This window comes from Streptomyces sp. NPDC004788, from assembly GCF_053601115.1.
In genome coordinates this window covers 149,215-173,924 of record NZ_JBSGBF010000004.1, presented here as the reverse complement: position 1 = coordinate 173,924, position 24,710 = coordinate 149,215, and the positions used below count along the sequence as shown (strand labels likewise).

At 70.3% G+C, this 24,710-nt stretch carries 32 protein-coding genes; 5 read left to right on the top strand and 27 right to left on the bottom strand.

The window, feature by feature from the left end; genetic code table 11:
• Positions 1-29: 29 nt before the first annotated feature.
• The 5 genes from ACWEJX_RS04055 to ACWEJX_RS04035 all read right to left on the bottom strand — a co-directional run bounded on the left by ACWEJX_RS04055 (position 30) and on the right by ACWEJX_RS04035 (position 4,863).
• On the bottom strand, positions 30-2,054 hold the full coding sequence (locus ACWEJX_RS04055) for a thioredoxin domain-containing protein (RefSeq protein ID WP_451605958.1): 2,025 nt from the start codon (positions 2,052-2,054) through the stop codon (positions 30-32).
• A 112-nt stretch (positions 2,055-2,166) separates the two neighbouring features.
• Positions 2,167-2,670, bottom strand: a complete 504-nt coding sequence (locus ACWEJX_RS04050) for a nucleoside deaminase (RefSeq protein WP_451605957.1) — start codon at positions 2,668-2,670, stop codon at positions 2,167-2,169.
• A gap of 163 nt (positions 2,671-2,833) precedes the next feature.
• Positions 2,834-2,956, bottom strand: a complete 123-nt coding sequence (locus tag ACWEJX_RS04045; RefSeq protein ID WP_451605956.1) for a hypothetical protein — start codon at positions 2,954-2,956, stop codon at positions 2,834-2,836.
• Positions 2,957-3,230: 274 nt separating this feature from the next.
• On the bottom strand, positions 3,231-3,626 hold the full coding sequence (locus ACWEJX_RS04040) for a rodlin (RefSeq protein WP_403795991.1): 396 nt from the start codon (positions 3,624-3,626) through the stop codon (positions 3,231-3,233).
• A gap of 298 nt (positions 3,627-3,924) precedes the next feature.
• Positions 3,925-4,863, bottom strand: a complete 939-nt coding sequence (locus tag ACWEJX_RS04035) for an NADP-dependent oxidoreductase (RefSeq protein ID WP_451605975.1) — start codon at positions 4,861-4,863, stop codon at positions 3,925-3,927.
• Positions 4,864-4,994: 131 nt separating this feature from the next.
• Between ACWEJX_RS04035 and ACWEJX_RS04030 the strand changes: the two genes are divergently transcribed.
• Positions 4,995-5,957, top strand: a complete 963-nt coding sequence (locus ACWEJX_RS04030; RefSeq protein ID WP_451605955.1) for a GlxA family transcriptional regulator — start codon at positions 4,995-4,997, stop codon at positions 5,955-5,957.
• Between the two features lie 113 nt (positions 5,958-6,070).
• On the opposite strand, the gene ACWEJX_RS04025 is transcribed toward ACWEJX_RS04030, so the two are convergent.
• Positions 6,071-6,313: a hypothetical protein gene (locus ACWEJX_RS04025; protein WP_451605954.1), complete on the bottom strand. Its 243-nt coding sequence runs from the start codon at positions 6,311-6,313 to the stop codon at positions 6,071-6,073.
• Positions 6,306-7,187: a mycothiol conjugate amidase Mca gene (gene mca / locus ACWEJX_RS04020; RefSeq protein ID WP_451605953.1), complete on the bottom strand. Its 882-nt coding sequence runs from the start codon at positions 7,185-7,187 to the stop codon at positions 6,306-6,308. The genes ACWEJX_RS04025 and mca overlap by 8 nt, the downstream gene beginning before the upstream one ends.
• A gap of 119 nt (positions 7,188-7,306) precedes the next feature.
• Between mca and ACWEJX_RS04015 the strand changes: the two genes are divergently transcribed.
• The 4 genes from ACWEJX_RS04015 to ACWEJX_RS04000 all read left to right on the top strand — a co-directional run bounded on the left by ACWEJX_RS04015 (position 7,307) and on the right by ACWEJX_RS04000 (position 13,482).
• Positions 7,307-7,708 (top strand): DUF4307 domain-containing protein, encoded by a 402-nt coding sequence (locus ACWEJX_RS04015; protein WP_451605952.1) that lies wholly within the window; start codon positions 7,307-7,309, stop codon positions 7,706-7,708.
• 225 nt (positions 7,709-7,933) lie between these two features.
• A complete protein-coding gene (gene greA, locus ACWEJX_RS04010) occupies positions 7,934-8,431 on the top strand; it encodes a transcription elongation factor GreA (protein ID WP_403795979.1) in 498 nt (165 codons plus the stop codon).
• 111 nt (positions 8,432-8,542) lie between these two features.
• Positions 8,543-11,122 (top strand): protein kinase domain-containing protein, encoded by a 2,580-nt coding sequence (locus tag ACWEJX_RS04005; RefSeq protein ID WP_451605951.1) that lies wholly within the window; start codon positions 8,543-8,545, stop codon positions 11,120-11,122.
• Between the two features lie 32 nt (positions 11,123-11,154).
• A complete protein-coding gene (locus tag ACWEJX_RS04000) occupies positions 11,155-13,482 on the top strand; it encodes a protein kinase domain-containing protein (protein ID WP_451605950.1) in 2,328 nt (775 codons plus the stop codon).
• Positions 13,483-13,491: 9 nt separating this feature from the next.
• Here the strand turns inward: ACWEJX_RS04000 and ACWEJX_RS03995 are convergent, their stop codons facing one another.
• From ACWEJX_RS03995 to ACWEJX_RS03900, 20 genes are all read right to left on the bottom strand, one after another.
• The gene (locus ACWEJX_RS03995; protein WP_451605949.1) at positions 13,492-14,229 is read right to left on the bottom strand and encodes an ABC transporter permease; all 738 of its coding nucleotides are present in this window, start codon (positions 14,227-14,229) and stop codon (positions 13,492-13,494) included.
• Positions 14,199-16,190 carry a recombinase family protein gene (locus ACWEJX_RS03990; RefSeq protein ID WP_451605948.1) on the bottom strand — a complete coding sequence of 664 codons (1,992 nt, stop codon included), beginning with the start codon at positions 16,188-16,190 and terminating at the stop codon, positions 14,199-14,201. Before ACWEJX_RS03990 ends, ACWEJX_RS03995 begins: the two co-directional genes overlap by 31 nt.
• A gap of 274 nt (positions 16,191-16,464) precedes the next feature.
• Positions 16,465-16,701, bottom strand: coding sequence for a hypothetical protein (locus tag ACWEJX_RS03985; protein WP_451605947.1), 237 nt, complete (start codon positions 16,699-16,701; stop codon positions 16,465-16,467).
• An 11-nt stretch (positions 16,702-16,712) separates the two neighbouring features.
• A complete protein-coding gene (locus ACWEJX_RS03980; protein WP_451605946.1) occupies positions 16,713-17,087 on the bottom strand; it encodes a hypothetical protein in 375 nt (124 codons plus the stop codon).
• A 77-nt stretch (positions 17,088-17,164) separates the two neighbouring features.
• Positions 17,165-17,470 carry a hypothetical protein gene (locus ACWEJX_RS03975; RefSeq protein WP_451605945.1) on the bottom strand — a complete coding sequence of 102 codons (306 nt, stop codon included), beginning with the start codon at positions 17,468-17,470 and terminating at the stop codon, positions 17,165-17,167.
• Positions 17,471-17,501: 31 nt separating this feature from the next.
• Positions 17,502-17,963 carry a hypothetical protein gene (locus tag ACWEJX_RS03970; RefSeq protein ID WP_451605944.1) on the bottom strand — a complete coding sequence of 154 codons (462 nt, stop codon included), beginning with the start codon at positions 17,961-17,963 and terminating at the stop codon, positions 17,502-17,504.
• Positions 17,964-17,978: 15 nt separating this feature from the next.
• Positions 17,979-18,572: a deoxynucleotide monophosphate kinase family protein gene (locus ACWEJX_RS03965; RefSeq protein ID WP_451605943.1), complete on the bottom strand. Its 594-nt coding sequence runs from the start codon at positions 18,570-18,572 to the stop codon at positions 17,979-17,981.
• Entirely contained in the window at positions 18,569-18,838 is a 270-nt protein-coding gene (locus tag ACWEJX_RS03960) for a hypothetical protein (RefSeq protein WP_451605942.1), read from the bottom strand. The genes ACWEJX_RS03965 and ACWEJX_RS03960 overlap by 4 nt, the downstream gene beginning before the upstream one ends.
• A complete protein-coding gene (locus ACWEJX_RS03955) occupies positions 18,835-19,308 on the bottom strand; it encodes an HNH endonuclease (RefSeq protein WP_451605941.1) in 474 nt (157 codons plus the stop codon). The genes ACWEJX_RS03960 and ACWEJX_RS03955 overlap by 4 nt, the downstream gene beginning before the upstream one ends.
• A 119-nt stretch (positions 19,309-19,427) precedes the next feature.
• The gene (locus ACWEJX_RS03950) at positions 19,428-19,871 is read right to left on the bottom strand and encodes a hypothetical protein (RefSeq protein ID WP_451605940.1); all 444 of its coding nucleotides are present in this window, start codon (positions 19,869-19,871) and stop codon (positions 19,428-19,430) included.
• Entirely contained in the window at positions 19,868-20,152 is a 285-nt protein-coding gene (locus ACWEJX_RS03945) for a hypothetical protein (RefSeq protein ID WP_451605939.1), read from the bottom strand. The genes ACWEJX_RS03950 and ACWEJX_RS03945 overlap by 4 nt, the downstream gene beginning before the upstream one ends.
• Positions 20,149-20,370: a DUF7417 domain-containing protein gene (locus tag ACWEJX_RS03940; protein ID WP_451605938.1), complete on the bottom strand. Its 222-nt coding sequence runs from the start codon at positions 20,368-20,370 to the stop codon at positions 20,149-20,151. The genes ACWEJX_RS03945 and ACWEJX_RS03940 overlap by 4 nt, the downstream gene beginning before the upstream one ends.
• A 77-nt stretch (positions 20,371-20,447) precedes the next feature.
• Positions 20,448-21,017 (bottom strand): hypothetical protein, encoded by a 570-nt coding sequence (locus ACWEJX_RS03935; RefSeq protein WP_451605937.1) that lies wholly within the window; start codon positions 21,015-21,017, stop codon positions 20,448-20,450.
• A gap of 131 nt (positions 21,018-21,148) precedes the next feature.
• Positions 21,149-21,565, bottom strand: coding sequence for a hypothetical protein (locus ACWEJX_RS03930; protein ID WP_451605936.1), 417 nt, complete (start codon positions 21,563-21,565; stop codon positions 21,149-21,151).
• A complete protein-coding gene (locus ACWEJX_RS03925) occupies positions 21,562-21,948 on the bottom strand; it encodes a GNAT family N-acetyltransferase (RefSeq protein ID WP_451605935.1) in 387 nt (128 codons plus the stop codon). The genes ACWEJX_RS03930 and ACWEJX_RS03925 overlap by 4 nt, the downstream gene beginning before the upstream one ends.
• Before the next feature lie 28 nt (positions 21,949-21,976).
• Complete coding sequence (locus tag ACWEJX_RS03920; protein ID WP_451605934.1) at positions 21,977-22,234, bottom strand: hypothetical protein; 258 nt, start codon at positions 22,232-22,234, stop codon at positions 21,977-21,979.
• Positions 22,234-22,581: a hypothetical protein gene (locus ACWEJX_RS03915; protein ID WP_451605933.1), complete on the bottom strand. Its 348-nt coding sequence runs from the start codon at positions 22,579-22,581 to the stop codon at positions 22,234-22,236. The genes ACWEJX_RS03920 and ACWEJX_RS03915 overlap by 1 nt, the downstream gene beginning before the upstream one ends.
• 100 nt (positions 22,582-22,681) lie before the next feature.
• Positions 22,682-23,473 (bottom strand): hypothetical protein, encoded by a 792-nt coding sequence (locus ACWEJX_RS03910; RefSeq protein WP_451605932.1) that lies wholly within the window; start codon positions 23,471-23,473, stop codon positions 22,682-22,684.
• Between the two features lie 118 nt (positions 23,474-23,591).
• Positions 23,592-24,110, bottom strand: a complete 519-nt coding sequence (locus ACWEJX_RS03905) for a hypothetical protein (RefSeq protein WP_451605931.1) — start codon at positions 24,108-24,110, stop codon at positions 23,592-23,594.
• Positions 24,111-24,221: 111 nt separating this feature from the next.
• Positions 24,222-24,404, bottom strand: coding sequence for a hypothetical protein (locus ACWEJX_RS03900; RefSeq protein ID WP_451605930.1), 183 nt, complete (start codon positions 24,402-24,404; stop codon positions 24,222-24,224).
• Positions 24,405-24,710 lie beyond the last annotated feature (306 nt).

The window sequence follows — 24,710 nt, the reverse complement described above, 5'->3', positions numbered from 1 at the left end:
GCGGGCCCGGGCCGGACCCGCCCGCCGCCTCAGCGCAGCCTGAGGGCCAGCAGCTCCGGGTCGGTCGTCGGCGCGTCGCACACGAAGTGCCGGCAGACATAGGCGGCGGCCCTGCCGTCGACCAGCGGCCGGTCGCCCAGGAGCGGGAACTCCTCGCCGTCGGGCAGCCCGGCGGCGAGGACCGCGCCGGGCGCGCCGGAGCGCAGGGCCGTACGCCACAGGGCGCGGAAGCCCTCGTCGTCGGGGGCGCCGACCACGGCGATCTCCTTCGGCCCGTCGCGCAGCGCCTCGGCGACGGCCAGGCCCCAGCCGATGAACCGGGGCGCGCGCGGCCCGAGCGCCTTGACCACGCCGAGCGCGGCCTCGGCGGCGGCCCGGTGCGGCTCGGAGCCGGTGTGCGCGGCGTACGAGAGGAGCGCGCCGGCCGCGGCGGTCCAGCCGGACGGGGTGGCGTTGTCGGTGGGGTCCTGGGGGCGGCGGATCAGCCGCTCGGCGTCGTGGGCGGTGTCGTAGAGCACGCCGCCCTCGGCGGTGAACTGGTCGAGGACGATGTCGAGCAGGAAGCCCGCGAACTCCAGCCACACGCCCTCGCCGGTCACACCCGCCAGCGCGAGGAAGCCCTCGGCGACGTCGGCGTAGTCCTCCAGGACTCCGGCGTTGCCGCCGGGGTGTCCGTCCTTGGAGGTACGGGTCAGCCGGGCGCCGTCGTCGAGGTGCAGCCGGACCAGCAGGTCGGCGGCCTCGGTGGCGCGTTCGACCAGGTCGGGACGGTCGAGCAACGCGCCGGTCTCGGCGAGCGCGGCGACGGCGAGGCCGTTCCAGGCGGCGACGATCTTGTCGTCGCGGCCGGGGCGGGGGCGCTCCTCGCGGGCGGCGAGCAGCCGCCGGCGGATGGACGCGATCCGCTCGGCGTCGGCGAGGCCGGCGTCCTGCGGGAGCTGGAGCACCGAGCTGCCGTGCTCGAAGGTGCCCTCCTCGGTGACGCCGAAGTGGCGGGCGGCGTAGGCGGCGTCGTCCGCGCCGAGGACGGCGGTGAGCTGGGCGGGGGTCCACACGTAGTAGGCGCCCTCGACGTGCCTGCCGCTGCCGTCGTCACTGTCGGCGTCGAGCGCGGAGGCGAAGCCGCCCTCGGGAGTGCGCAGTTCGCGGACCATGAAGTCGGCGGTCTCCAGGGCGACCCGGCGGGCCAGGTCGCTGCCGGTGGCCCGCCACAGGTGCGCGTAGACCCGGCAGAGCAGCGCGTTGTCGTACAGCATCTTCTCGAAGTGCGGCACGACCCAGGCGCGGTCCACCGCGTAGCGGGCGAAGCCGCCGCCGAGCTGGTCGTAGATGCCGCCGCGGGCCATGGCCTCGCAGGTGTCGGCGGCCATCTGGAGGGCGCCCTCGGCCCCCGTGCGGGCGTGGTGGCGCAGCAGGAACTCGAGTGCCATGGACGGCGGGAACTTGGGCGCGCCGCCGAAGCCGCCGTGCTTGGCGTCGTACTCGCGGGTGAGGCCGAGCAGTGCCTGGGAGAGCTCGGAGTCGTCGGGGACGCCCTCGCCGCCGAACGCGAGGGAGCGCGCCCCGAGGTCCTTGACGATCTTCCCGGCGACCTCGCCGACCTCGTCGCGCCGCTCGGTCCAGGCGTGCGAGACGCCTTCGAGGACGTCGCTGAAGGACGGCATGCCGTGCCGCGGCTCGGGCGGGAAGTAGGTGCCGAAGTAGAAGGGCTCGGCGTCCGGGGTGAGGAAGACGGTCATGGGCCAGCCGCCCTGGCCGGTGGCGGCCTGCACGGCCTCCATGTAGACGGCGTCGACGTCGGGCCGCTCCTCGCGGTCGACCTTGACGGCGACGAAGCGCTCGTTGATCAGCGCGGCCGTCGTCTCGTCCTCGAAGGACTCGTGCGCCATGACGTGGCACCAGTGGCACGAGCTGTAGCCGACGCTCAGGAGCACCGGCACGTCGCGCCGCCGGGCCTCCTCGAAGGCGGCGGGCTCCCACGCCCACCAGTCGACGGGGTTGTCCGCATGCTGAAGGAGGTACGGGGAAGTGGCGTCCGCCAGTCGGTTCGGCATGTCCCCATCCTTGCGCACGTGCCTGCGCCCCGCCCATACGCCACGGAACACCCCGGCCCCGGTTCTCGACGTGAGAACCGGGGCCGGGGTCCTGTGCGGGGAGGGACCGGGATCAGTAGTCGATGCGGTCGGTCTTGGCCAGCCACGCGTCGAACGGCGCCGTGCGGTTCGACATCTCCAGGCGCTCGATCGCGGCCGGCCAGGCCGCGTCCGGCCGCGCCTCGAAGAGGTCGTAGAACTTGCGGTCGTCGAAGCCGGCCACCGCGGCGTCGTCGCGGTCGGCGGCGAAGATGATCCGGTCGACGCGCGCCCACAGGGCGGAGGAGAGACACATCGGACACGGCTCACACGACGTGACGAGGACACAGCCCTCGAGCGAGAAGGTGTTCAGGGCCTGGCAGGCGTTGCGTATCGCGGTCACCTCGGCGTGCGCCGTCGGGTCCAGGTTCGAGGTCACCTTGTTGTTTCCGAGCGCGACGATCTCGCCGTCCTTGGCGATGAGGGCGCCGAACGGGCCGCCGCCGTTCGCCACGCTGGTGGTGGCGAGCTCGATGGCCTTGTCCAGCCAGGTGCGCTCGAGTTCCTGGGTGCTCGTCTCAAGGGTGTGAGCAGACACGGTGGCTCCTTTTCGGCGGTGCTGGGGGATTCCCCGGGCTGTGCCGCGGAGCGCGGCCGGGGAGGGGATGGAAGTGGCGGGGGTCACGGCTGGGCGCCGCGGCTGTGCTCGGGGGCGGCCGGCGTGCGGGCGAGGCACGGCCCGGTCGCGTCACGGAGGGCGTTCACGGGCGCCGGCACGGCGTGCCGGGCGGCGGCTCACCGCCGTCCGCGATCGGCGTCGCGCCCGATTGCCGGGCCTCCGCGGCCGGCGCGTCCGCCAGGGTGGCGGGTCGGAGGAAGTCCATGGCACCCGTCCCTTGCTTCGTTCCGCTCTTGTGAGGAGTACACAGCCGAGCGTGCACAACCAGCCAGGGACGGAAGACATGAAGACCTCAGCGACCGCGGACGAGGACTTCGTGGATTTCTACAAGAGCCCGACCGGCCATCTTGTCACTCTGGGTTAAACAAATGTGCACGGGGTGTGAAAGCGGTGCTGGGCGGGGCACTCATACGACAAGCGGCCCCGCTCCTCGCACTGGCTCTGCGAGGAACGGGGCCGCTTCAGCGCGGTGCCGAGGATCAGCCGCCGACGTTGCCGTTCTGGGAGAGGACCTCACCCAGGATGTGCGACAGCGCGTCGTCGCCCTTCTGCTGCACCGAGTTCTGGGTGCAGGTCTGGTTCGACACGGGGTTGCCGAGGACGTCCTGGACGGCGATCGGAACACCGATGAGGGCGCCGATCGGAACCTGGGCCTCGACCTTCTGGACGTCGAAGCAGTGCAGGACGCCACCGTTGACGAGACCGAAGTTCGGGCTCATGTAGCCACCGGTGGAGTTGCTGCCGATGGACTGCTTCGACTGGTTGCCGATGATGTTGGCGCTGCCGCCGTCGTTGCCGGCCGCCATCGCCGTGGTCGCGGACATGCCGGCGACGGTGGCCGCGACAGCAGCGGTAGCAAGAACCTTCTTGATCACGAGTCTTCCTTCTTGAGCTCGGTGGCCCGGAACTGCTCCGTTGTCCGAAGCGCCCTGATCAACTGCCCGCAGAAGTTTTGGTTCCGGAGGGTCACCCGATGGCGGTATCCGTCGGATGAACGCCATCGGACGGCAGGTCGACGGGCACCCGTTCGGGCTTTCCGGCCCTGGTCGGGAGCCCTTGGGAGCACTGGCCCGCGGCCCCGCTCCCGGTCGTGCGCCGCGGCGGCGCGGCTTACCGGAAACCGGACAGTTCGAGTGGTGACCTCGGCGGGGCGGGGTCACGGGGCGGCGGAGATCAGGGGGCGACGGAGAGGACGAGCTTGCCGGTGGTGCGACCGGTCTCTCCCCGTACGTGGGCCGCGGCGGCCTCCGCGAGGGGGAACACCTCCTCCACCAGGACGCGCAGCCGGCCGCTCTCGACGAGGGCGGCGATCTGCCGCAGCCCCGCGTGGTCGGGCTCGACGAGCATGAAGGCCACCCGCACCCCGGCCTTCTCGGCCTCCGCCGCCGGGAAGGTGTCGTCCAGCGGGAGCAGCGAGACCAGGGTGCCGCCGGGCCGCAGGCCGCGCAGGGAGCGGGCCGGGCTGGATCCGCCGAGCGGGTCGACGACGACGTCCAGGTCGCGCAGGGTCTCGGCGGTCTCGGCGGCGTCCGCGGTGCGGTGGTCGATCGGCTCGTCGACGCCGAGGGAGCGCAGCAGCCCGTGCTTGGCCGCGCCGGCGGTGCCGATCACGTACGCGCCGCGCGCCTTGGCGATCTGCACGGCCAGGTGGCCGACGCCGCCGGCGGCCGCGTGGACGAGGACGCGCTGCCCGGGCCGCACGTCGGCGGTGTCGACCAGCGCCTGCCAGGCGGTCAGCGCGGCCAGCGGCAGGGCGCCGGCCTCGACGGGGGTGAGTCCGCGCGGGCTCGGGGCGAAGTGGCGGGCCGGGGCGGTGACGTACTCGGCGTAGGCGCCCGCCGGCTGCGGGAAGCGCGGCATCCCGTACACCTCGTCGCCGGCCCGGAACAGCGTCACTCCGGCGCCCACCGCCTCGACCACCCCGGCGACGTCCCAGCCGAGCACGGAGCCGTCGGCATACATGCCCTGCTGCCGGGTCTTCCAGTCGGCCGGGTTCACGCCCGCCGCCCGCACCCGGACGAGGATCTCGCCCCGGCCGGGGACCGGCTTCGGCACCTCGACGAGCCTCAGGACGTCGGGCGCTCCGGCGGCGACCTGCGTGACGGCGTTCATCATGACCATGCTGCTGCTCCTCGGGCGGTACGGCTGCTGCTGTGCCGGTTCTCCCGGCCACGCCCTCACACTCGCGCGGCCGGCCGGCGGCCAGTAGCGGCCCGCTGGTCACGGAATGAAAAGATCGGGCCATGCACCGTGTCGGCGTTCTGGCCCTGGACGGGGTCGTCCCCTTCGAACTCGGCATACCCGCACGGATCTTCGGCGCCGCGCGCGACTCCTCGGGCGCCCCGCTCTACTCCGTCACCACCTGCAGCCTGGGCGGCCGCCCGGTCCGCGCCGAAGCCGACTACGACCTCACCGTCTCGCACGACGCCGGGCTGCTCGCCGCCGTCGACACGGTCGTCATCCCGCCGTCCCACGGCCTGGGCCCGATCCGCGAGGAGGGCAGGCTGCCCGAGGAGCTGCGCACCGCCCTGGCCGCGATCCGGCCCGGAACCCGCATGGTGGCGATCTGCACCGGCAGCTACGTGCTCGCCGCGGCCGGACTGCTCGACGGCCGCCCCGCCACCACGCACTGGCTGGAGGCGGACCACCTCCAGCGCCTGTTCACCCGCGTACGCATCGACCCCGACGTCCTCTTCGTCGACGACGGCGACGTCCTCACCTCCGCCGGGGTGGCCGCGGGCATCGACCTCTGCCTGCACATCGTCCGCCGCGACCACGGCAGCGAGGTCGCCAACGAAGTGGCCCGCGGCTGTGTCGTACCGCCCTGGCGCGACGGCGGCCAGGCCCAGTACATCCGCCGCCCCGTCCCCGAGCCGACCAGCCCCGGCACCGCCCGCACCCAGGCCTGGCTCCTCGAACGCCTCGGCGAACCCCTCAGCCTGGCCGACATGGCCGCCCACGCCAACGTCAGCGTCCGCACCTTCACCCGTCGTTTCCGCGACGAGGTGGGCACCAGCCCCGGCGAATGGCTCACCGCCCGCCGCGTCGACCTGGCCCGCCACCTCCTGGAGACCACCGACCTCCCCGTCGACGTCGTCGCCGACCGCGCCGGCCTCGGCACCGGCGTCTCCCTGCGCCGCCACCTGCGCGCGACGACGGGCGTCACGCCGCACGCATACCGGCGCACGTTCCGGCCGACGCGTTAGGGCCGAAGGGCCAGGGCCGAAGCGTCAGGGCCCGGCGGCGGGTTGGGGGGGCGGGTTGCGGGCAGCGCGCGTACGGGCCCCGGCGGTGCCGGAGCCCGTACGCGTACGTCCTGCTACTTCGCCGCGCCCTCGGCGGGCGTGCCCGAGGCGCCGGCCGGCGCCGGGTCGGGGGCCTCGGTGAAGTCGATCTTGTGCATGTGCCGGTTCATGGACTTCATCAGGCCCCAGACCGCGAGGGCCAGGACGGCGAAGACGACGAAGCCGAGGACGCCGGGGGTCACCTTGTTCTCGTCCAGTTCCTTGGCGGCGAACGGGACGAGCTGGGTCAGTGCCAGGTGTGCGCTCATGTCAGTCATTGTCGCGGATGCCCGCGAAGAGGTCGCTCTCGGGGAGGGAGGTGTCGACGAGGGACTTGCTGAGCTCGTACTCCTCCGTCGGCCAGACCTCCTTCTGGATCTCCATCGGGACCCGGAACCAGCCGCCGTCGGGGTCGATCTGGGTGCGGTGGGCGATCAGGGCCTTGTCGCGGGTCTCGAAGAACTCCGCGCACGGCACGTAGGTGGTGAGGGTGCGCGGCTTGCGGGAGAACTCGTCCCAGCGCTTGAGCCAGTCGCCGTACGGGGACTCCAGGCCGCGGGCGAGGAGGGCCTCGTGCAGGGCCTCGGTGCGGGGACGGTTGAAGCCCTGGTTGTAGTAGAGCTTCTGCGGCTGGTACGCCGGGCCGAACTCGTCCTCGGGGTACTTCTCGGTGTCGGTCGCGCCGTCGAAGGCCACCATCGTGATCTTGTGGGTCATGATGTGGTCCGGGTGCGGGTACCCGCCGTTCTCGTCGTAGGTCGTGATGACCTGCGGACGGAAGGCGCGGATCTTGCGGACGAGCCGGCCGGCCGCCGCGTCCACGTCCTCCAGGGCGAAGCAGCCCTCGGGCAGCGGCGGCAGCGGGTCGCCCTCGGGCAGGCCCGAGTCGACGAAACCGAGCCACTCCTGCTTGACGCCGAGGATCTCGCGGGCCTCGTCCATCTCCTTGCGGCGCACCTCGTGGATGTTCGCCTCGATGTACGGGTCGCCCTGGAGCTTCGGGTTGAGGATCGAGCCGCGCTCGCCGCCCGTGCAGGTCACCACCAGGACCTCCACCCCCTCGGACACGTACTTGGCCATGGTCGCCGCGCCCTTGCTCGACTCGTCGTCGGGGTGGGCGTGAACGGCCATCAGTCGCAGCTGCTCAGTCAAGACTCGATCCTCAGTGATTCGTCGCCTGGCAAGGTCTCTATAGTGACGGAATCGGGGGTGCGAAAAATTCCGGCCCCCTGGCGTGCGGCGCCGGTCGGCCCACGGCGAGAGGAACGGTCATGAGCGCGGTGCGAGAGTCGCTGCCCGAGGGGCGCTACGGGCGCTCCGCGGACGAGCGCGCCGACCGCAAGCTCAAGATCACCGGAGCCGTCCTCGGCACCCTCTTCCTGGCCATGATCGGCTGGTTCGGCTGGTACTACGTCGCCGACAACAAGATCAGCGCCGAGCTGATCAAGTTCGAGGTCGTCAGCGACACCGAGGTCCAGGTCCACCTGGAGATCCGCAAGGACGCCGACGCCAAGGGCGTCTGCACCCTGCGCTCGCGCTCCGCCGACGGCACCGAGGTCGGCCGCAAGGACATCAGCGTCGACGAGCCCGACGCCCGCCTCGACAAGGTCTACTCGATCCGTACGACGGCGAAGGCGACCAACGCCGAGCTGCTGGGGTGTACGGCCCAGTAGCGGTGGGTAGGGAAGGCGGGAAGAGCCGCCGCGGGGTCACCTCGGTGACCTGGGGTGACGCAAAGTCCGTGGTTTATGTCCTCCCGCTTTTCGCCACTCATTGTTAGGCTCGTGGTTTCGCCCGTTCGAAAGGCGCACGCTGGAAGCGGAAGCTGATGCCGAAGCTGCCGCGTGCGCATTCGCGCAGGGCGAGCTTTGTATTCCCAGTACCTACGAGGAGCACCTGTGACCCAGACCAGCGACAACGTCACCTGGCTCACCCAGGAGGCGTACAACAAGCTCAAGGACGAGCTTGAGTACCTGTCTGGTCCCGCGCGTACCGAGATCGCCGCCAAGATCGCCGCGGCGCGCGAGGAGGGCGACCTGCGCGAGAACGGCGGGTACCACGCGGCCAAGGAGGAGCAGGGCAAGCAGGAGCTCCGGGTCCGCCAGCTCACCCAGCTCCTGGAGAACGCCAAGGTCGGCGAGGCCCCGGAGGACACCGGTGTGGTCGGCCCCGGCATGGTCGTGACCATCGCCTTCGACGGCGACGAGGACGACACCATGACCTTCCTGCTCGCCTCGCGCGAGTACGCGAGCGACACCATCGAGACGTACTCGCCGCAGTCCCCGCTGGGCGTCGGCGTCATCGGCAAGTCCGTGGGTGACGAGGCCGAGTACGAGCTGCCGAACGGCAAGATGGCGATGGTGAAGATCCTCGGCGCGAAGCCGTACACCGGCTGAGCCGAGCCGTCCGACACAGCGCGTGTGAAGGGCCGGACCCCGTGAAACCGGACGGGGCCGGCCCTTCGTCATGCCCATGCAATGATCGGCTCATCAGGCCACGCAAGGGGGATGGGGCAGGTGCTGGGACCGCTGCGCGAGGGCGCGCCACGACGGATCGGCCCGTACGAGATCCTCGCCCGGCTCGGCGCCGGCGGGATGGGCGAGGTGTACCTGGGCCGGGACACCGGGCCGGACGCGGGCGGGCGGGCGATCGACGCGCCGCACGTCGGCGGTCCGGGCGCGCCGCACGCAGGCGGCCCTGGAGCCGGCGACCGGGCGGCCGACGGGCCCGGTGGTCATGGTCTGCCCTCCGGTGAGTACGTCGCCGTCAAGACCGTGCGCCGTGACGTTGCCGGCGAGCCCGCCTTCCGCGACCGCTTCCGCCGGGAGATCAAGGTCGCGGGTCTGGTGCGCAGCGCCTACGCCGCCGCGCCGCTCGGCGGCGACGCCGACGCCGAGGTGCCGTGGCTGGCCACCGCCTACGTCCCCGGGCCCAGCCTCTCCCAGGCCGTCCGCCGCGGCGGCCCGCTGCCCGTAGCCACCGTGCGCGCCCTGGGCGCCCGCATCGCCCGCGCCCTCGCCGACATCCACGCGTCCGGGGTGCTGCACCGCGACCTCAAGCCCGGCAACGTCATGCTCGCCGTCGACGGCCCGCGTCTGATCGACTTCGGCATCGCGCGCGCCAGCGGCGCCACCACGATGACCGCGACCGGGATGATGGTCGGCACGCCCGCCTTCATGTCGCCCGAGCACGTGGCGGGCGCGCGGCACGTCTCGGGCGCCTCGGACGTCTTCTGCCTGGGCTCCGTCCTCTGTTACGCGGCGACCGGCGAGGACCCGTTCGGCGACGGCCCGCTGGCGGCCGTCCTCTACCGCGTCTCGCAGGCCGAGGCGGATCTGGACCGGGTGCCGGAGGAGCTTCGGCCCGTGATCGCCGCGTGCCTGTCGCCCGACCCGGCGGCCCGGCCCACGCCCGAGGCGCTGGTCGAGCTCTTGGGCGGCGACGGCGGGCGGCTCCCGGCCTGGCCGGAGGCCGTACGGGAGCACATCGGCGAGTACGGGCGCGAGCTGGCCCAGCTGGTCGCGGCGGGCGGCCCGCTGGTCGAGGTGCCGGCGCCCCAGCCGCAGGCACCCGTCGTGACCTCGGGCCCGCCCGGGCTGCACTTCGCGCCGACGATCGCGCCGACCGGGGCACCGACGGCCGCCTCCGGGGCGCCGGAGAAGCGGCGGCGCCGGGGGCTGATCGCCGCCGTCGTGGCCCTCGCGGTGCTCGGCGGCGGGCTCGGCGCGTACATGCTGTGGCCGGAGAAGAAGCCGGGCAAGCCCGTGGCGGGCGCGCCCGCGCCCTCCGTGCCCGGAATCCCGGGCGTGGACGACCGGGGCCTCGCCGACGCCTCCGGGATCGTGCCGCAGAGCGCCGCGCAGCGCCCGGCCGCCTGGAAGCCGTGGCGGACGAAGCTCAAGACACCCGCGCTCGGCTGCTCGGCGAACGAGAAGGCGATGGTGTGCCGGCGGACGGACGGCTGGTACGAGGCGCTCGACCCGGCGAACGGGAAGCGGCTGTGGGAGGCCGGGCTCGGCGGCGGCAAGCCGGGCGGCGAGAGCATGCTCCAGGGCCACGGCCGCCCGTGGATCATCGACAAGGCCACCCGGCCCACCGTCCACGACTCGGTGGTGGTGCTGGCCGGGGAAGGGAAGCTCCAGGTGCGCGACCTGCGCAGCGGAGCGGTCCGCTGGGAGAAGAGCGGCGAGCCCTTCGGCACCCAGGGCGAGCCGTCGCGGCCGATCGTCGCCGACGGCACGGTCTTCACGGCGACGAACACCACCGACGACCCCACCATCAAGCGGATCGGCATGACCGCGTACGCCCTCGCCGACGGCCGCAAGCTGTGGTCGAAGGCGCTGACGAACGACGACATCCCGTACTCCGACAGCCGCGCCTTCGAGCCGATCGCCTACGCGAAGGGCACGGTGTACGCGCTCAGCGACGGCGGGATCGTCGCGTACGACGCGAAGACCGGCGCCCTGCGCGGGCAGGTCGACCGGGAGGCGCGCGACTGCGAGACGATCAAGGTGATCGGCGCGTCCGCGTACTGCCTGACCGTCCCGCACGCGACCGACGTGCAGCAGCGGCTCCGGCTCCTGGACGCGGCGACCCTCGCCACGAAGGGAAGCCTGGCCGTCCCGGCCGGCGCGCTCACCCCCGAGGTGATCACCCCGAAGGCGGTCGTCGGCTTCGACGACGGGCAGAACGAGTGGGCGAGCGGCGGATCGGCCGGCGCGGCCACGCTGAAGGTCAGCGACCCGAAGGACGGCCACGAACTCGCCTCCTACGCGGCGAAGCCCACGGCGGCCGGCCTCTCGCAGGGCTGGTCGACGCCGCTGCTCGCCGGCGACCAGGTGGTGTACGCCGACTTCGCGGCCCTCTACACCGTGCGGCTCGGCCCCGACGGCAAGCCGGGCGGCCTGAAGGTGACGCCGATCCCGGGCGCACCGGGCCCGCGGGTCAAGGAGAACGCGCTGGACAAGGACGCCTGGGGGGAGTTCATCTCCAAGATGGTCCGGCAGCCGGAGGTGCTGCCGGTCGGCGGGATCGCGTACCTCGTGTACGACAAGGGTGCCGTCGTGTCCGTGGAACTGCCGAAGTGACGTACGCGTGACGTACTGAGAGGACGTTTTCCGTGCTGGAAGCACTGCCCGCCGGGCCGCCGCGGCTCGTCGGCCCCTACCGGCTGCTCGCCCGGCTCGGCGCCGGCGGCATGGGCGAGGTCCATCTGGCCTGCCGCGCGGACGCGCCGACGGCCGATCCGTACCGCATGGTCGCGGTGAAGACCGTACGGGAGGAGCTGGAGCTCGACGAGGACTTCCGGATCCGCTTCCGGCGCGAGATCACGGCGGCGCGGGCGGTCGACAGCCCGTACGCGGCCCGGCTCGTCGACGCGGACGCCGACGCGCCCGCGCCGTGGCTGGCGACCGAGTACGTGCCGGGTCCCTCGCTCGCCGAGGCCGTCGTACGCACCGGGGCGCTGCCGGTCGCGGCGGTACGGGCCCTCGGGGCCACGCTCGCCCGGGCGCTGGACGCCGTACACGGGGCGCAGGTGCTGCACCGCGACCTGAAGCCGGCGAACGTGCTGCTCGGCGCCACCGGGCCCAAGCTCATCGACTTCGGCATCGCGCAGGCCTTCGAGGCGACGGCGCTGACCTCGACGGGCCTGGTCGTCGGCTCGCCGGGGTTCATGTCGCCGGAGCACCTCGTCGGCAGCCGGGCCGTCGTGCCCGCGTCGGACGTCTTCTGCCTGGGCGCGGCGCTCGCGTTCGCGGCGAGCGGGCAGGGGCCGTTCCAGGACGACGAGATGGCGGCGGTGATCTACCGGATCAGCCGGGCCGACGCCGAACTGTCGGGTGTGCCGGAGGAGTTGCGGCCGGTCGTGGCGCGGTGTCTGCGCTTGGATCCGGCGGAGCGCCCGTCGGCGGCGGAGCTGGTGGAACTGCTGGACCCCGGGACCCCCGGCGCCTTCCCGTGGCCGGGTGGCGTGCTCTCGCTGCTCGCGGAGTACGGGGACGCCGCGCGGCGGATCGGCGAGGCGGCCGCGTCGGGGCCGGGCGTGGCGGACATGCCGACGCTGGCGCCCGTCGTACAGGTGCCGTACTCCCCCACGGCCCTCGGCGAACGGCCCGTCGGCCCTGCCGAGGTTCCGACGGCGCGGCGTCGCCCCTGGGGGCGGCTCGCGGCGGTGGCGGTCGCGGTGGCCGTGGTGGCGACGGTCGGCGTCGTGCTGGTCAACCGGCAGGGCGGGGAAGGCGGTTCGACGGCGAAGGGTCCTTCCGCCTCGGCGTCCCCGTCCAGCTCCGCCTCCGGTCAGGGCGCGGCCCGGACGCTGAGCCAGGTCGTCCTGCCGTACGGCGGCGAGGGCCACACCGGCGACTACGGCAAGGCGGCCACGGACTCCGCCGCCCGCCCGGCGGGCTGGTCGCCGTGGACGGCGAAGCTCGACACGGGCACGGACATCGACGGCTGCGCACTCCACCCCAAGGTCCTGGTGTGCGCCGGGAGCGGAGGCGCGGCGGTCGGTCTGCGGGCCTCGGACGGCACGAAGTTGTGGTCGGTGCCGCCCAGGCTGACGGCCGAGGACGAGGGTGTGCCGTCCTCGCCGGGCTATCCGGCGGTCGTCGGCGACACCGCGTACGTCACGGGCCGGGACGGCCTGACCGCCTACGGCGTCGAGGACGGCAAGGAACGCGGCAAGGTCCCGGCACCCGGGCCCTTGTGGGCCGAGAAGGGCTCCGATCTCCAGGGCGGCGTCCTCTACTCCAGCTATCTCGACCGCGCCGACCCGTCCAAGGGCCTGGTCGCCGCCGTGAAGCTGGACGGCAAGGGCGGTGGCAAGGAGCTGTGGCGGCACGACCTCGGCGCCGTCCCGGAGCAGTTGGTCGCCGCCGGGGGCCGGGTGTACGTGACGGTGAACGGGGTCGTGCCGGTGGCGCTGGACGCCGGCACGGGCCGGGAGACGGCACGGGGCGCGGACGGCGTGCAGTGCGCCACCGCGGTGGTGCACAAGGAGTCCGTGCTGTGCGGCGCCTCCGGTGGCGCGGGCATCGCCGTGCTCGATGCCCGGACCCTGCGGCTGAAGCGCACGCTGGGCTCGGGGCTGACGTTCACCGGCGCCCCCGCGGTGAACGCGGACGGGACGGTGGCCGGGCTCAGCACGGACGAGCTGGTGACCTACGACCTGGCGAGCGGGCGCGAGCTGAGGCGGGCCACGGTCGGGCTCGACGCCCAGCCGAACCTGGCGTGCTTCACGGGCGACCGCCTGCTGGTCGCCGCCAAGCAGGACGTGCGGTCCTTCCCCACGTCCGGACAGGGCGAGGACAGCGGCTCCGATACGCGCAGGGCCGAGCTGCCCGACGGCGTCGACGCCAAGCAGCTCGTCCCGCACAGCGCGCTCGTGACCGGCGGCGCCGTCTTCCTGCCCTTCAACAACCTGGTGATCTCCGGCTACCTGCCGTGACCGTGACCGTCAGCCCTCCGCCCGGCGGTACTTGCGCACCGACAGGGTCCGGAAGATCACGACGATCGCGATCGAGTAGATCAGCGATGCCCAGACGGGGTGCTGCATCGGCCATGCCTGGGACTGGGACAGTCCCGGGTCGCCGAAGAGCTTGCGGCATGCCTGCACGGTCGCGCTGAACGGGTTCCAGTCGGCGATGTGCTGCAGCCATGGCGTCATCTGGTTGGAGTCCACGAACGCGTTCGAGATGAACGTGACGGGGAAGAGCCAGATCAGACCGCCGGAGGTGGCCGCTTCCGGGGTGCGCACGGTCAGGCCGATCAGGGCGCCGATCCAGGTGAACGCGTAACCGAGGAGGAGCAGCAGGCCGAAGCCGGCCATGATCCTCGCGGCGTTGGTCGGCTCCGCGGATCCCGGGCGCCAGCCCACGATGAGCGCGACGATCGCGAGGACGAACAGCGTCAGGGCCGTCTGGACGAGGTCGGCGAGGGTGCGGCCGGTGAGCACGGCGCCGCGGGCCATCGGCAGCGAGCGGAAGCGGTCGATCAGGCCCTTGTGCATGTCGTCGGCGATGCCCGCGCCCGCGCCGGCCGTGGCGAAGGTGACGGTCTGGGCGAAGATGCCGGCCATCAGGAAGTCCTTGTAGACCTGCGCGTCGGTGGTGTCGCCGATCTTCATCGAGCCGCCGAAGACGTACGTGAAGAGGATCACGAACATCACGGGCTGGATGAGTCCGAAGATGACCATCTCAGGGAAGATACTTCGGCCGTTTCACCCTTGTTGCAGCTCGCGGAGCGCTTCATCTCGCCCGCGGCCTGGCCGACCACGCTGTCATCGACTGCGCCGGTCACATGCATCGACGGGAGCACGTACAGGGGCGGCACAGGCACCCCGAGGAAGGGCGACAGAGCCTCCAGCGCCTTCGCGTACTCACCCGAGCCGAACCAGGCGTGCACGCGCCGATACAGCGTCGCGTAGGTGCGTCCGCCGATCCGCTCATCCCCGCTGTAACTGTTCCAGGCCCGCCCCGTGCGCAGCTTGTCCAGCATCACCTCGAAGCCGCCGCGTACGTCCTTCCACTGGCGGTTGGAGGACAGGATGTCGCGCACCTTGTCCCACATCTCATCGGTCACGGTCGCCGGGATCGGGGTGCCGGTCTCGCGGTGCCACTCGGTGATGGGGTCGACCAGGCCCTTGTGGCGAGGCCGTCCCTTGTCGGTGATCTGGACCTCTACCCTCAGCAGGTCGAGCACGTCCTGCTTCTGGTCCAGGGTGAAGTCGTCCATGTTCCCGTCGACCTTCTCGACCAGGGACATCAGGTGTGCGGCCCGTCCCTCCTGCGCCTCGGCCTCCTCCAGCCAGACGGAGACCCGGTCACGCTCCTCGATCAGGTCATCGATCTTCGCGTTCAGCTCGGCCTTCAGTTCCTCGACGAGGGTCGCGTCGTCGCCGTCCTCGTCATCGACAGACGCCAGGAGCAGGGCGATCTTGCGCCTGCGAGAAGCCTTCTTCTTCTCGATTTCGGTGTCCAGCTCGACCAGGCGGCGGCGGTAGGAGCTAGCGCGCTCGGGGACGGTGCCCAGCCAACCCTCGATCAGGGCGTGGAGCTTGTCCTTGTCGGCCATGAGGCTCTTGACCTCACCCCAGACCGCCGCGTCTACCTCGTCGGCCGGCAGCTCCCAGCAGTCGTGATCCTGGACGCCCTCGCGCGTGCCCATGCAGCGGTAGTACCGATCGTCGGTGCCGGGGATCGTCGCGCCAGTGCGGTGCGTGCCGCACAGGGAGAAGAGGCGGTTCGAGAGCAGGTACTTGCTGGCGGGCCTGCTCTTGGGGCGAGATCCCGCGTCCAGGATGGCGAGCAGCTCGGCGGCCCGGTCGTCAGGCAGGGGCTTGGGGATCTCTACGCGGTACGAGGTCTCGATGGGCTCGCCGTCCTCGTTCGTACCGGCGAAGGTGAAGTCGACGTAGCCCTTGAGTCCGGCGCGCAGGCGTGCGGCGAGGTTGCCGCCGGTCCACTCCTTGCCCTGGCGGCTGCGGTGGTTCAGCGCGTTCATGGAGCGGGCCCCATCCTCGCGGCTGGGCATCTCGGGCGCGTCAATGAAGATCTTGGCGGCGTCCTCGAACTGCTTGACTTCGGCGGGGTTGAGAACGGGGTTGCCGTCGTTGTCGAGCATGATGCCGAAGGGGGGTTCGCCGAGAGGCCAGCCGCCGACCGCGACCTTCTGCATCCGGCCGCCCATCGTGCGCTCCAGGATCAGCGCGTGCTCGACCTCGGCCATGTACGCAAGGAGGGAGAGCTGGATGCCGAACATGTCGTCGTCGGAGTCGATCCGGCCGTCGGCGGTAGCGACACGGACACCCTTGTCGGTGACGTCGTAGACCCAGCGGTGGATGTTCTTCATCGTGCGGCCGATGCGGTCGAGCTTGCCGAACACGATCATGTCGAGGCGGCCGGCCATCGCGTCAGCGGTCAGGCGGTCCAGCTCCTCGCGGCTGGCGAGCTTGCCCGAGACTCCGCCGTCTATGTACACGTCCACGATGACGTGATTGAGGCCGCGCAGCGCGTAGGCGATCCACGCGCGGCACTGAGCCTCCTGCACCTTCAGGCCATAGCCTTCGAGCTGCTGCGCCGTGGAAACCCGCAGGTAGATGGCTATGCGGATGACCTGCTTGCCGATCTGCTTGCGCGGAAGGACTCGCGCCCCCATGTCACACTCCCCGTGTGATAAAGAGACCCCCGAGCACCAGCCCGGGGGTCTTCGCTGTGTGTAAAACGGACTCTACGCCGTTTCGTCTGTCTTTTTCACCTGTCCCACTAGCAGACGGGCGAGGCGCGCCTTCTCTGCATCCGTCCAGGTCACTCGCCGCCAACTCGACGTAACGCGCTGGCTCACGGAGTCACCTGGCCGAACCTCGCGCAGGCGACACGGGGGAGCCGACCTCGCAGTCTCACTATCACATCTGGTTCGGAGAAAGGAATCCTCACGCTGCGATCTCCTCGTACTGCTTGCGGGACATGCTCGTCAGGTGCCATGCACCGTGCTCGCACTGGTACGTACGGCCCTCGACCTTCAGGCCGCGCCGGGTACCTCGGACGTCGGCCTTGCGGGTGCGCTTGGCCTGAGCCCTGCCCATCGCCTTCTCGGCGTCGTGGCGGGAGGCGAAGGCGCGCTTCGCGCCGCAGTCGCAGGCCCGAAAGTCGACTGTCCTGTACGTCACGGTGGTGCTCCTTACTTCTTGCTCTTGGTCTTAGGCGGGTCCTTCACGAACTTCTGGCAGTCGCACTCGCCGAGTTGACACTTTCCGCGGCCGGCGCCGGCCGCGGAGTGCGTGAAGGGCGGATGGCCACAGCTCGGTTCATAGCAGTAGCCGGGCCAGCCGGCCTTGCCGTCGTGGTTGGCGAGGGCGATCCCCGAGGAGGTCAGGGGGATGGCCCGGCCCGCGCCACCGAAGCTCATCTTCTTGGCGAAGGCTTCAGCCTCGGCGGTGGAGCCGAAGGGCCCGTAGTTCAGGCCCTTGCTCCCGTCGTCCCATCGGTGGGTGAGGACGAAGAGGTCTCGCATCTGGAGAATCGAAGCGGACTCCTTCAGCACGGCCTTGGCCATGTCCTCAGGCTTCTCGAATCCCGGGTCCGTCAGGATGTCGACGAGCGCCTGGATCTCGTGCTTTCGGGGGGTGATCCTCAGTGACTGGCCTCCTCACTCAGCTCGGGGAAGTGTCGGAGCACCTGCCCTTCCGCCCAGTCCCACCACAGCTCGGTATCGGCCGGGCTGAGATCGTCGGACCACCCTTCGAGGTAGTCGGAGCCTCGCTCGGTGAGCGTCTGCCTGACGGCCGCCAGCATCTTGGCCTTGCCTAGGTCGCCCAGCGGCCCGTCGTCCTGTACGTCGTGATACCGGTAGGCGGCCGCCAGTGCGGTGGCCATTTCTCCGAGCCCAACCCGATGCGTCACCCGCAGGTCGAAGCGAAGCCGGCCGTCCCTGCTCATGGTTGCCTTCACAGCTACACCAGTCTCTCTATCACACCTGGTCCGGCAGAAGGCCGGCCAGCTCCCCGAGAAGGTTCCCCAGGTCATCGCGGGCAGCGTGCGAGGAGTCATCGGTCGCCTCGTCGTACTCGCTCCAGGTGTACTTGTCCTCGTCGAGGTCGCCGTCCTCGTTGAGGAAGGACTGGATCAACTTGGTCCGCGCGTCCTCGCGGCCCTGGTAGTGGTCGATGAGGGCGCGGAGCTGGTCAGTGACGCTGGGGGTGTTCTCGGTGATGCTCACTTCGGTGGTCCTCTCGGATTCGGCGACTGCCCGCACTCCGTAGCGGCGGGCCATGACGTAGGTACGAACGTTCCAGGTGGTGCCGGGGGGCTTGCAGAGATCGATCCATTGGCCGGCCCGCTTGTGCACGACGGTGGCCTGGGGATCGAGGCCGACTGCGACCGTGCCATCGGGCAGCGCGTCGAGTTCTGCGATCCTCTTGATGACTGTCACTCTATCACACGCACATCAGGCGGCAGAGGAGAAATGGCCGGCAAGGACGGTCACGCCGAGCAGGCGGTCACGCAGGTCGTCGAGGTCTCCGTCGTTACGGAGGACGGCGTCGAACTTCCAGTTCTTCAGGGCCACTTCGGAGGCGTACGTCACGCCGCGCGCATCCCTGGCCGGGCTGACGCCGGGCCGGTCGATCCAGATGACTACGCCTCCGCGGGACTGAACGGCTCGCGCCTCGTTGGGGAAGCGGACGTCGCTCACGACCAGGGCCTCGCGCTCGGGCTCGTAGTCGTTGAACAGGGCCTCGACCCAGATGTCCTCGCCGAACGTCACGCGGCCGGCGTCGGTACCCGTGGCGTGCAGCAGGCGCCGAACCTCGGGGAACCTGTCCTTCGCTCCGTCCCAGCCGTACGCAGCGATCAGGTTGACCAGGCGAACCGGCGGGATTCCGGTGTGAGTGGGGACGAGCGGGTTCTGGCGGTACAGGAACGCCTTCAGGCGGTCGGCGAAGGCGTCGCGCCTCCAACCTCCCTCGACGAGCACCTGTGCCGCCGCGTCCTTGCCGGACCGGGCGTAGCCGGCCAGCCCTACGAGCAGTGCGTGTGTCACTTCGGGTCCTCCTGGTCTGGGTCAAGCAGATCGGCGGCGTACGTCACCCCGAGGGGGACGTAGAAGTTCCGGCCCATCACGTCGGGGATCTCGTGGGCGCGGAATTTCGCGGCCCACTCTCGGCGGACGGCATCGACCAGTTCGTCAAGCTCCTGGCGCCGGTCCTCGTACTCCTGGCCGTACAGTCCGCCGGTGATCTCGGCCATCGCGGTCTCGATGTCGGGCCGCCAGTGCGGCTCGCCGTTCACGTACCTCCAGCCGTTCACGCGGCACCGGCCAGCTCTTCCAGCTCGACCGGGGTCAGGTCGATGTAGTGCTCGCCGTTCGCGTACGTCACCTGAAGGTGGGAGATGCGAACGCACAGCCGCTCTCCACAGGTTGGGGAAACTCGCGTGCCCTTGGGCAGGGGGCCGAAGGCGATGAGCCATGCGACCCGGCCGGCGGTCTGGTTGTAGCCGTTGTAGCTGAGCTGGCCGAGGCCGGTCGCCTTGCAGACGCCGCCGGTCCAGAGCTGGTGGTCACCGGACCAGGTCACGGCGCTGGCGAACTTCTCCTCGTCGCTCTCACCCTTCAGGTACTTCGGGGCGGCGGCTATCTCGGCGGTGCGGACGTACTCGCGGATCGGGATGTCCTTGCCGACATGGCCCCATCGGGCCATGCGAGTTCGGTGGGCCATGCACAGCCCGTCGCTGTGGCGGGCGTCGTTCTTGCACTGCACGCCTGCACTGCTGGTCACGTAGCACTTCACGGACGTGGCCCTCTCGCTCGATGGATGTTCGGGGAGTGGGTGCCAGGGACTCGAACGCCTGGTGTCTGCCGGTCACCCTGAGCTTGTCGCTCTATCACACCTGGATCTCAGGAAGTCTCGCGGAATCCGTCGAAGCACTCGATGTACGACGTGTCGCCGACCTTCGCCCAGCACAGCCGGTGCCCGAAGACAGTGCCCCAGTCCTCCCAGCCGGCCTTCTGCCTCTCCTGGGCCCAGGCGGCTCGCTCGGCCTCGACGTTCAACTTCGGATCGAGGTAGGTCACCTTCCCTTGGGCGTCCACCCAGTACGAGTGGCCCTCGCCGTTCCCGCGCCGGGCCGCGTCCCAGAAGCAGTTGTTCGAGTCGGTGTCCTCCTCCGGGCACGGCCGGGTCGGGAGCTGCGGGGTGGTGACGGTGGCGACGAGGATCTCGGACTGACCGGCGTGCGCGGGCCGGCTGGTCTCCTGGGCGACGCCGACGCCCACTCCCCCGACGAGGGCCGAGGCGGCGGCGATGACGGTGATGGTGACGGCGGTGGTGGACAGCTTCATGAGTGCTTCTCCTTGGAGTTCGGGCCGAGGGAGGGGAGGCGGAGGGCGCCGGTTCGGGGCGGCTGCGGGAGGGGCGGGAGCCGGTACTGGTAGGCGATGAGCGTCGGGATCTCGTTGGGCTTGGCGACCCCGTTGTTGACGGCGGTCATGTAGACCTCGGCGAACTGGGTGACCGCCCGCTTCACGATCTCGCTTGGGGTCAGGCCGGTCGGGGCGAGGATCTGGAGGGCTCGGGCCAGGTTGGCGTCGACCCGGGAGGCGAGCTGCTTCGGGGCGGTCATGCGGCCAGCTCCTCCAGCGCCTCAGGGATGACCTCGCCGTCCTCGGTGATCAGCTCGGCCTCGATCAGGCGCTCCGCGGTCCTGCCATAGGAACCCTGGAGGGTCCACGCCATGCCGCTGCGGATCAGGGTGGCAAACAGGTCGAGCGTCTCGTGGTCGTCCAACTCGCCCAGCTCGTAGCTCATCAGGTCGATCGCGATGTCCTTCATGCGTCCCATCTCGGGCCCTCTCGTATCGTTGGAGGTAGGGAGGGGGGCCGATCTCACCTCGGCCCCGCTCCCGTCAGTCGTTCAGGTCAGGCAGCCAGCTCGTCGATGCGCTTCTGCCAGCGCGATGCCTCGGCCTGCTCCTTTTCGGCGCGCTCCTGGAGCTGCTTCGCCTTGACGTCGTGCGAGTCCCGCTCCCACTCGAAGCGGAGACGGATGCTCTCGGTCTTCCAGTCGGGGTGTTCGGCCTCGAACCTCTTGAGCGTCGCGACTTCCAGCTTGGCGAGCACTCCGTAGGTCACCGTCTCGTAGTCAAGCTGCTTGCCCTTGTCGTTGCGGCGACCTCGGCTGTAGTTGGCGACGTCGGTCGACCAGTTCATCGTCAGCCCGTGCCGGTCGAGATGACCCTGGCCGTCAGGCAGGCGGTCGTAGGTGTACTCCGTGGTGTACTTCCGGCCCCGGACCTTCAGGAACCCGTGCTCGACCTCGCTCCTGAACTTGGGGTCGGAGCTGATCCGGACGCGAGGGATCAACGTCTCGATCGTCTGCCGCTCGTCGTTCTTCCAGTCGACCTCGGTCTTGCGCTTCGCCATCTCGACGGTGACGTACAGCGTGCCGCCCTCGACCTCGTACTCGTACGCCTCGCGCTCGATCTTCATCGTGCTTGCACCTTTCGGGCCACTGCTCGCGGACTGTCCGCGATGGCGGGAGCCGGGGACTCGAACCCCGGCGTCTGCCGGTCTCCCTGGGCTGGCGTTGCCAACCTAACACACTGGTCTGTCTATCACACTTAGCCGTAACGAACTTCGTCGAAGATCGCGACCTGCACGATGACGTCAGCGGCGCCGGCGTCGATGTGCGCGACGTCGATCCCGTGCAGCTCTTCCCGATCGATCCACGACTGGATGATGTAGCCGTGGTACTCGCGGTTCACATACTCCTGGTTCAGGTCCAGGAGCTTGGCGTAGGCGACCCGTATCTGGTCTCGGCTCAGGTAGTGGACGGCCTCGACCTCGCGGCTCCCTCCGAAGACTTGATCACCCTCGACGATGACGTACTGCTTGTCGGAGGGCAGGCCGGCCCGCTCCGCGGCCGTCGGTTCGATCGCCCAGTAAGTGATCCCTCCGTATGCGGCAATGTCGATGATGCCCTGCACGTTCTCGTCGGTTACGGCCTCGGCAATGCGGTCTGTCAGCACGACGGTCATCGGTCAGTCCCCTTCGGTCCGGCAGGAAGACGGAGCATGGCCTGCCTCGTGGTGTAGTCCTTGATGCGCCCGCCGTTCATCGAGAAGCCGAACCGGCGGTAGAACCGGCGCAGGCGGTCGAGGCTGGTGGCGCCGAATTCCCGGGTCGGGGAGAGGGACATGGTCACCCCTCGAAGGTCGGCCTCGGTGATGAGGAGGGTCATGACCCGCGAGCCGATCCCCTGGTTGCGCTTCTCTCGCGGCACGATGATCTTCTCCAGCGACAAGTGGTTCGCGCTGTCCACGTGGACGAAGAAGTCGGCCTCGGGCGCTTCGGTTGCGACGCGCTCGCGTAGTGGGGCGAGCCAGTCGGGGTCAAGGCTGGTGTAGCCAGGTTTGAGCATGGTTGGGCTCCTGCGTGTGAGGGGTCGTTCAGTAGCCGAATTCGAAGGTCATGCCGACCAGTTCGGAGGCGGTGGACTCGACGATCTCGACGTCGTACCAGGAGTCGCCCTCCGTCCAGCCGGTGCCGGTGTGAGGGAAGATGTGGTCGTAGTCCCACTCTTCGCGGGCCTCGGTGCCCTCCATGGGGACCGGGATCGGGACGGTCGCGGTCGGGGTGGTGACGATCTCCATGCCGGACTCGTACCGGTTCTCGATGTGCAGCCTGACTGTGGCGGTGCCGGTCATCAGGAGGCCGCCGTGATGCGGAGGGCGTCCAGGTAGTCCGCAGCCAGGTCGCGAAGGTAGTCGCGGATCTCGTCCTCGTTGAACAGACGGGGCTTGTCACGGTCGTGGTCGCCCTGGGTCTCGTCGTACTCGTGGGCGTGCAGGTCGTCCCAGTCCTCGCTGTCGGCGTGGCCCAGGAGCCAGGTCACGGCGGCCTCCTCGTGGCCGGACACGTGCAGGGCCAGGGCGATCTCGTTCGCCTCGGAGCAGGTGAACGTCGAGCCGACGTGATCGGCGGTCATGCCGTTGCCGAAGACGCGGGCGAGCGGGCGGAAGGCTTCGGTCAGCAGGTTGGTAGAGATGGACACGGTCTCTCCTTGGGGTGCTGCTCGCGGGACAGACGTCCGCGATGGTGGGCGCCGGGGACTCGAACTCCCGGTGTGTGCCGCTCGCCCTGGGGTGGGGATGTCAGGCCGCGAGGAGCGCGAGCTGGCCCTCGATGGGCGCGTTCAGGTGCTCGTTCGCCAGCTCGCTGAAGTAGGCGTCGCGCGCTTCGCGGTAGATGTCGGCGACCTTGTCCGAGTCGACTGCGCCGTCCGCAAGCTGGCCGTACAGCTCGCCCAGCTCCTCGTACGCACGCTGGCCGATGGCGGCGGTCTGCTGCTCGGAGTCGTAGTCGTACTCCCGCTGGGCGTCCGAGAGGGCCTCGTTCACGTTGGACTGGAACCGCTCGTACTCGCGCTCGGAGTGGTCCGACTCGTCGACAAAGGGGTAATCCTGGAGTCCGCTGATGATCTCGGCGGCCTCGACGAACGCCGGGGTGAAGGTGCGAGGGCCGTTGCATTCGCCGTCGCACTCGACGCGGCACCACATCGCGCAGTACCGATCGTTCTCGTTCTGGGCGCAGTGCTCTTCGTGCTCGAACCGGCCGGGCCCCTCGCAGTCGGCCGGGCATCCACCCTCGTAGACCTGGACGTAGATGGTGCGCAGGGAGCCGAAGGCGAAGTGCCGGGACGACCCGTCGATGACGTGCTCGTCCGAGACCTCCGTGTCCGGCCGGCCAGCGTCGGCAGCCGCACGGATGCGGTCCAGGGCGGAGAGGTAGTTGGACTCCTCCAGGAGGTCGTCGCTCCGCTCGGCCCAGTGCAGGACCGCGCCGTGGGTGGTGAACAGCCGGTCATCCCAGAAGTAGGCGTCGGCCGGGCGGGTCAGGGCGTGCTCGGCGATCTCCGTCAGGGTGTCGCGGTCGAGGGAGGGCATGGGTGTCCCTTCGAGTGGGTGAGGTGGGGTTGAAGGACTGGTGGCGATGCCTGCCGTCCTGGTGGGGGCCGAGGACTCGAACGCTCGGTGTGGGCCGCTCCCCCTGGAGGTCGCTGGGTTACTCCAGCTCAAGCTCGATGTCGCCGAAGTCGGCGTCGTAGTCGCGGAGTTCGAAGTCGCCCCGGGCGCCGAGGCTGGCTTCAAGCCAGTACCGGGCGTCGTCCTCCGTGAAGTCGGAGCCGTCGTCCTTCTGGAGGCCCTCGAAGTTGAAGCGCACGGTGAGCGTGCCCTTGTAGCTGATGCTCAGAGGGTCCAACCCGATGGCCTCGGCCTGCTCGGAGATGGCCTCGCGGTGCTCGGTCAGGCCGTGCTCGTCGATCAGCTTGACCAGGAGGGCTCGGGCCTCGGTGCGGAGCTGGGCGAACTTGCTGCGGGCGGCGTACGCTTCGTCACTTTCGCGCTCGACCTTCTCGCGCAGGTTGGAGATCGCGGCGTCGCGCTGGCCGATCTGGAGAAGTGCGGTGTCTCGCTCGTGGGTCACCAGCTCCAAGGCGTCGCGGGTGTTCTTGAATTCGATCTCCATGGCGGCAACGCTCTGGGCGGTGGGGACGGCGGCCTTGTCGAAGGACACGGTCATCGTGCGTTCCTTTCGGTCTCTCTATCACACTTGATGCGTGCAGAGGTAGCGGGAGCCGGGGACTCGAACGCCCGGGGTGTGCCGCTCTCCCTTACCGGCGGAGCCGGTGAGTCATGCAGCCGCCTGCGCGGGGGCGGGCAGGGCCATGAAGACGACGTCGGGCTGGCCGGGCGTCCAGTTGGGGATGCGCTCGGTCTCGACGAAGCCGAAGCCGCGGTAGTACGTCGGCAGGAAGCCGTCGAAGCAGTCGAGCAGGTGGGCGCCGTGGGCGATGGCGGCCCGGACGAGGGACACACCTCTACCCTTAACGAGGGAGAACAGTCCGATGAGGGTGCCGTCAGACGTAACCCCGAAGCCGGCCTGACTGTCGGCGGTCAGGAAGTACCGTGCATCGTCCGGCATCTCTTCCGGCTTCGAGGTGGCGTCGGCGATGCGGCCTGAAAGAGCGCGGGCCGATCGAAGGGCGAACTTGTAGCGGCTGGCGCTGGCGTGTCGGATCACTGGGGGTCCTCCGATGCTGCGTTTGTTTATCACACATGGATCTGCCGAGCGGGCGCCCCGGACTCGCACCAGGGATGTGGCTACTCACGCCCTGCCGAC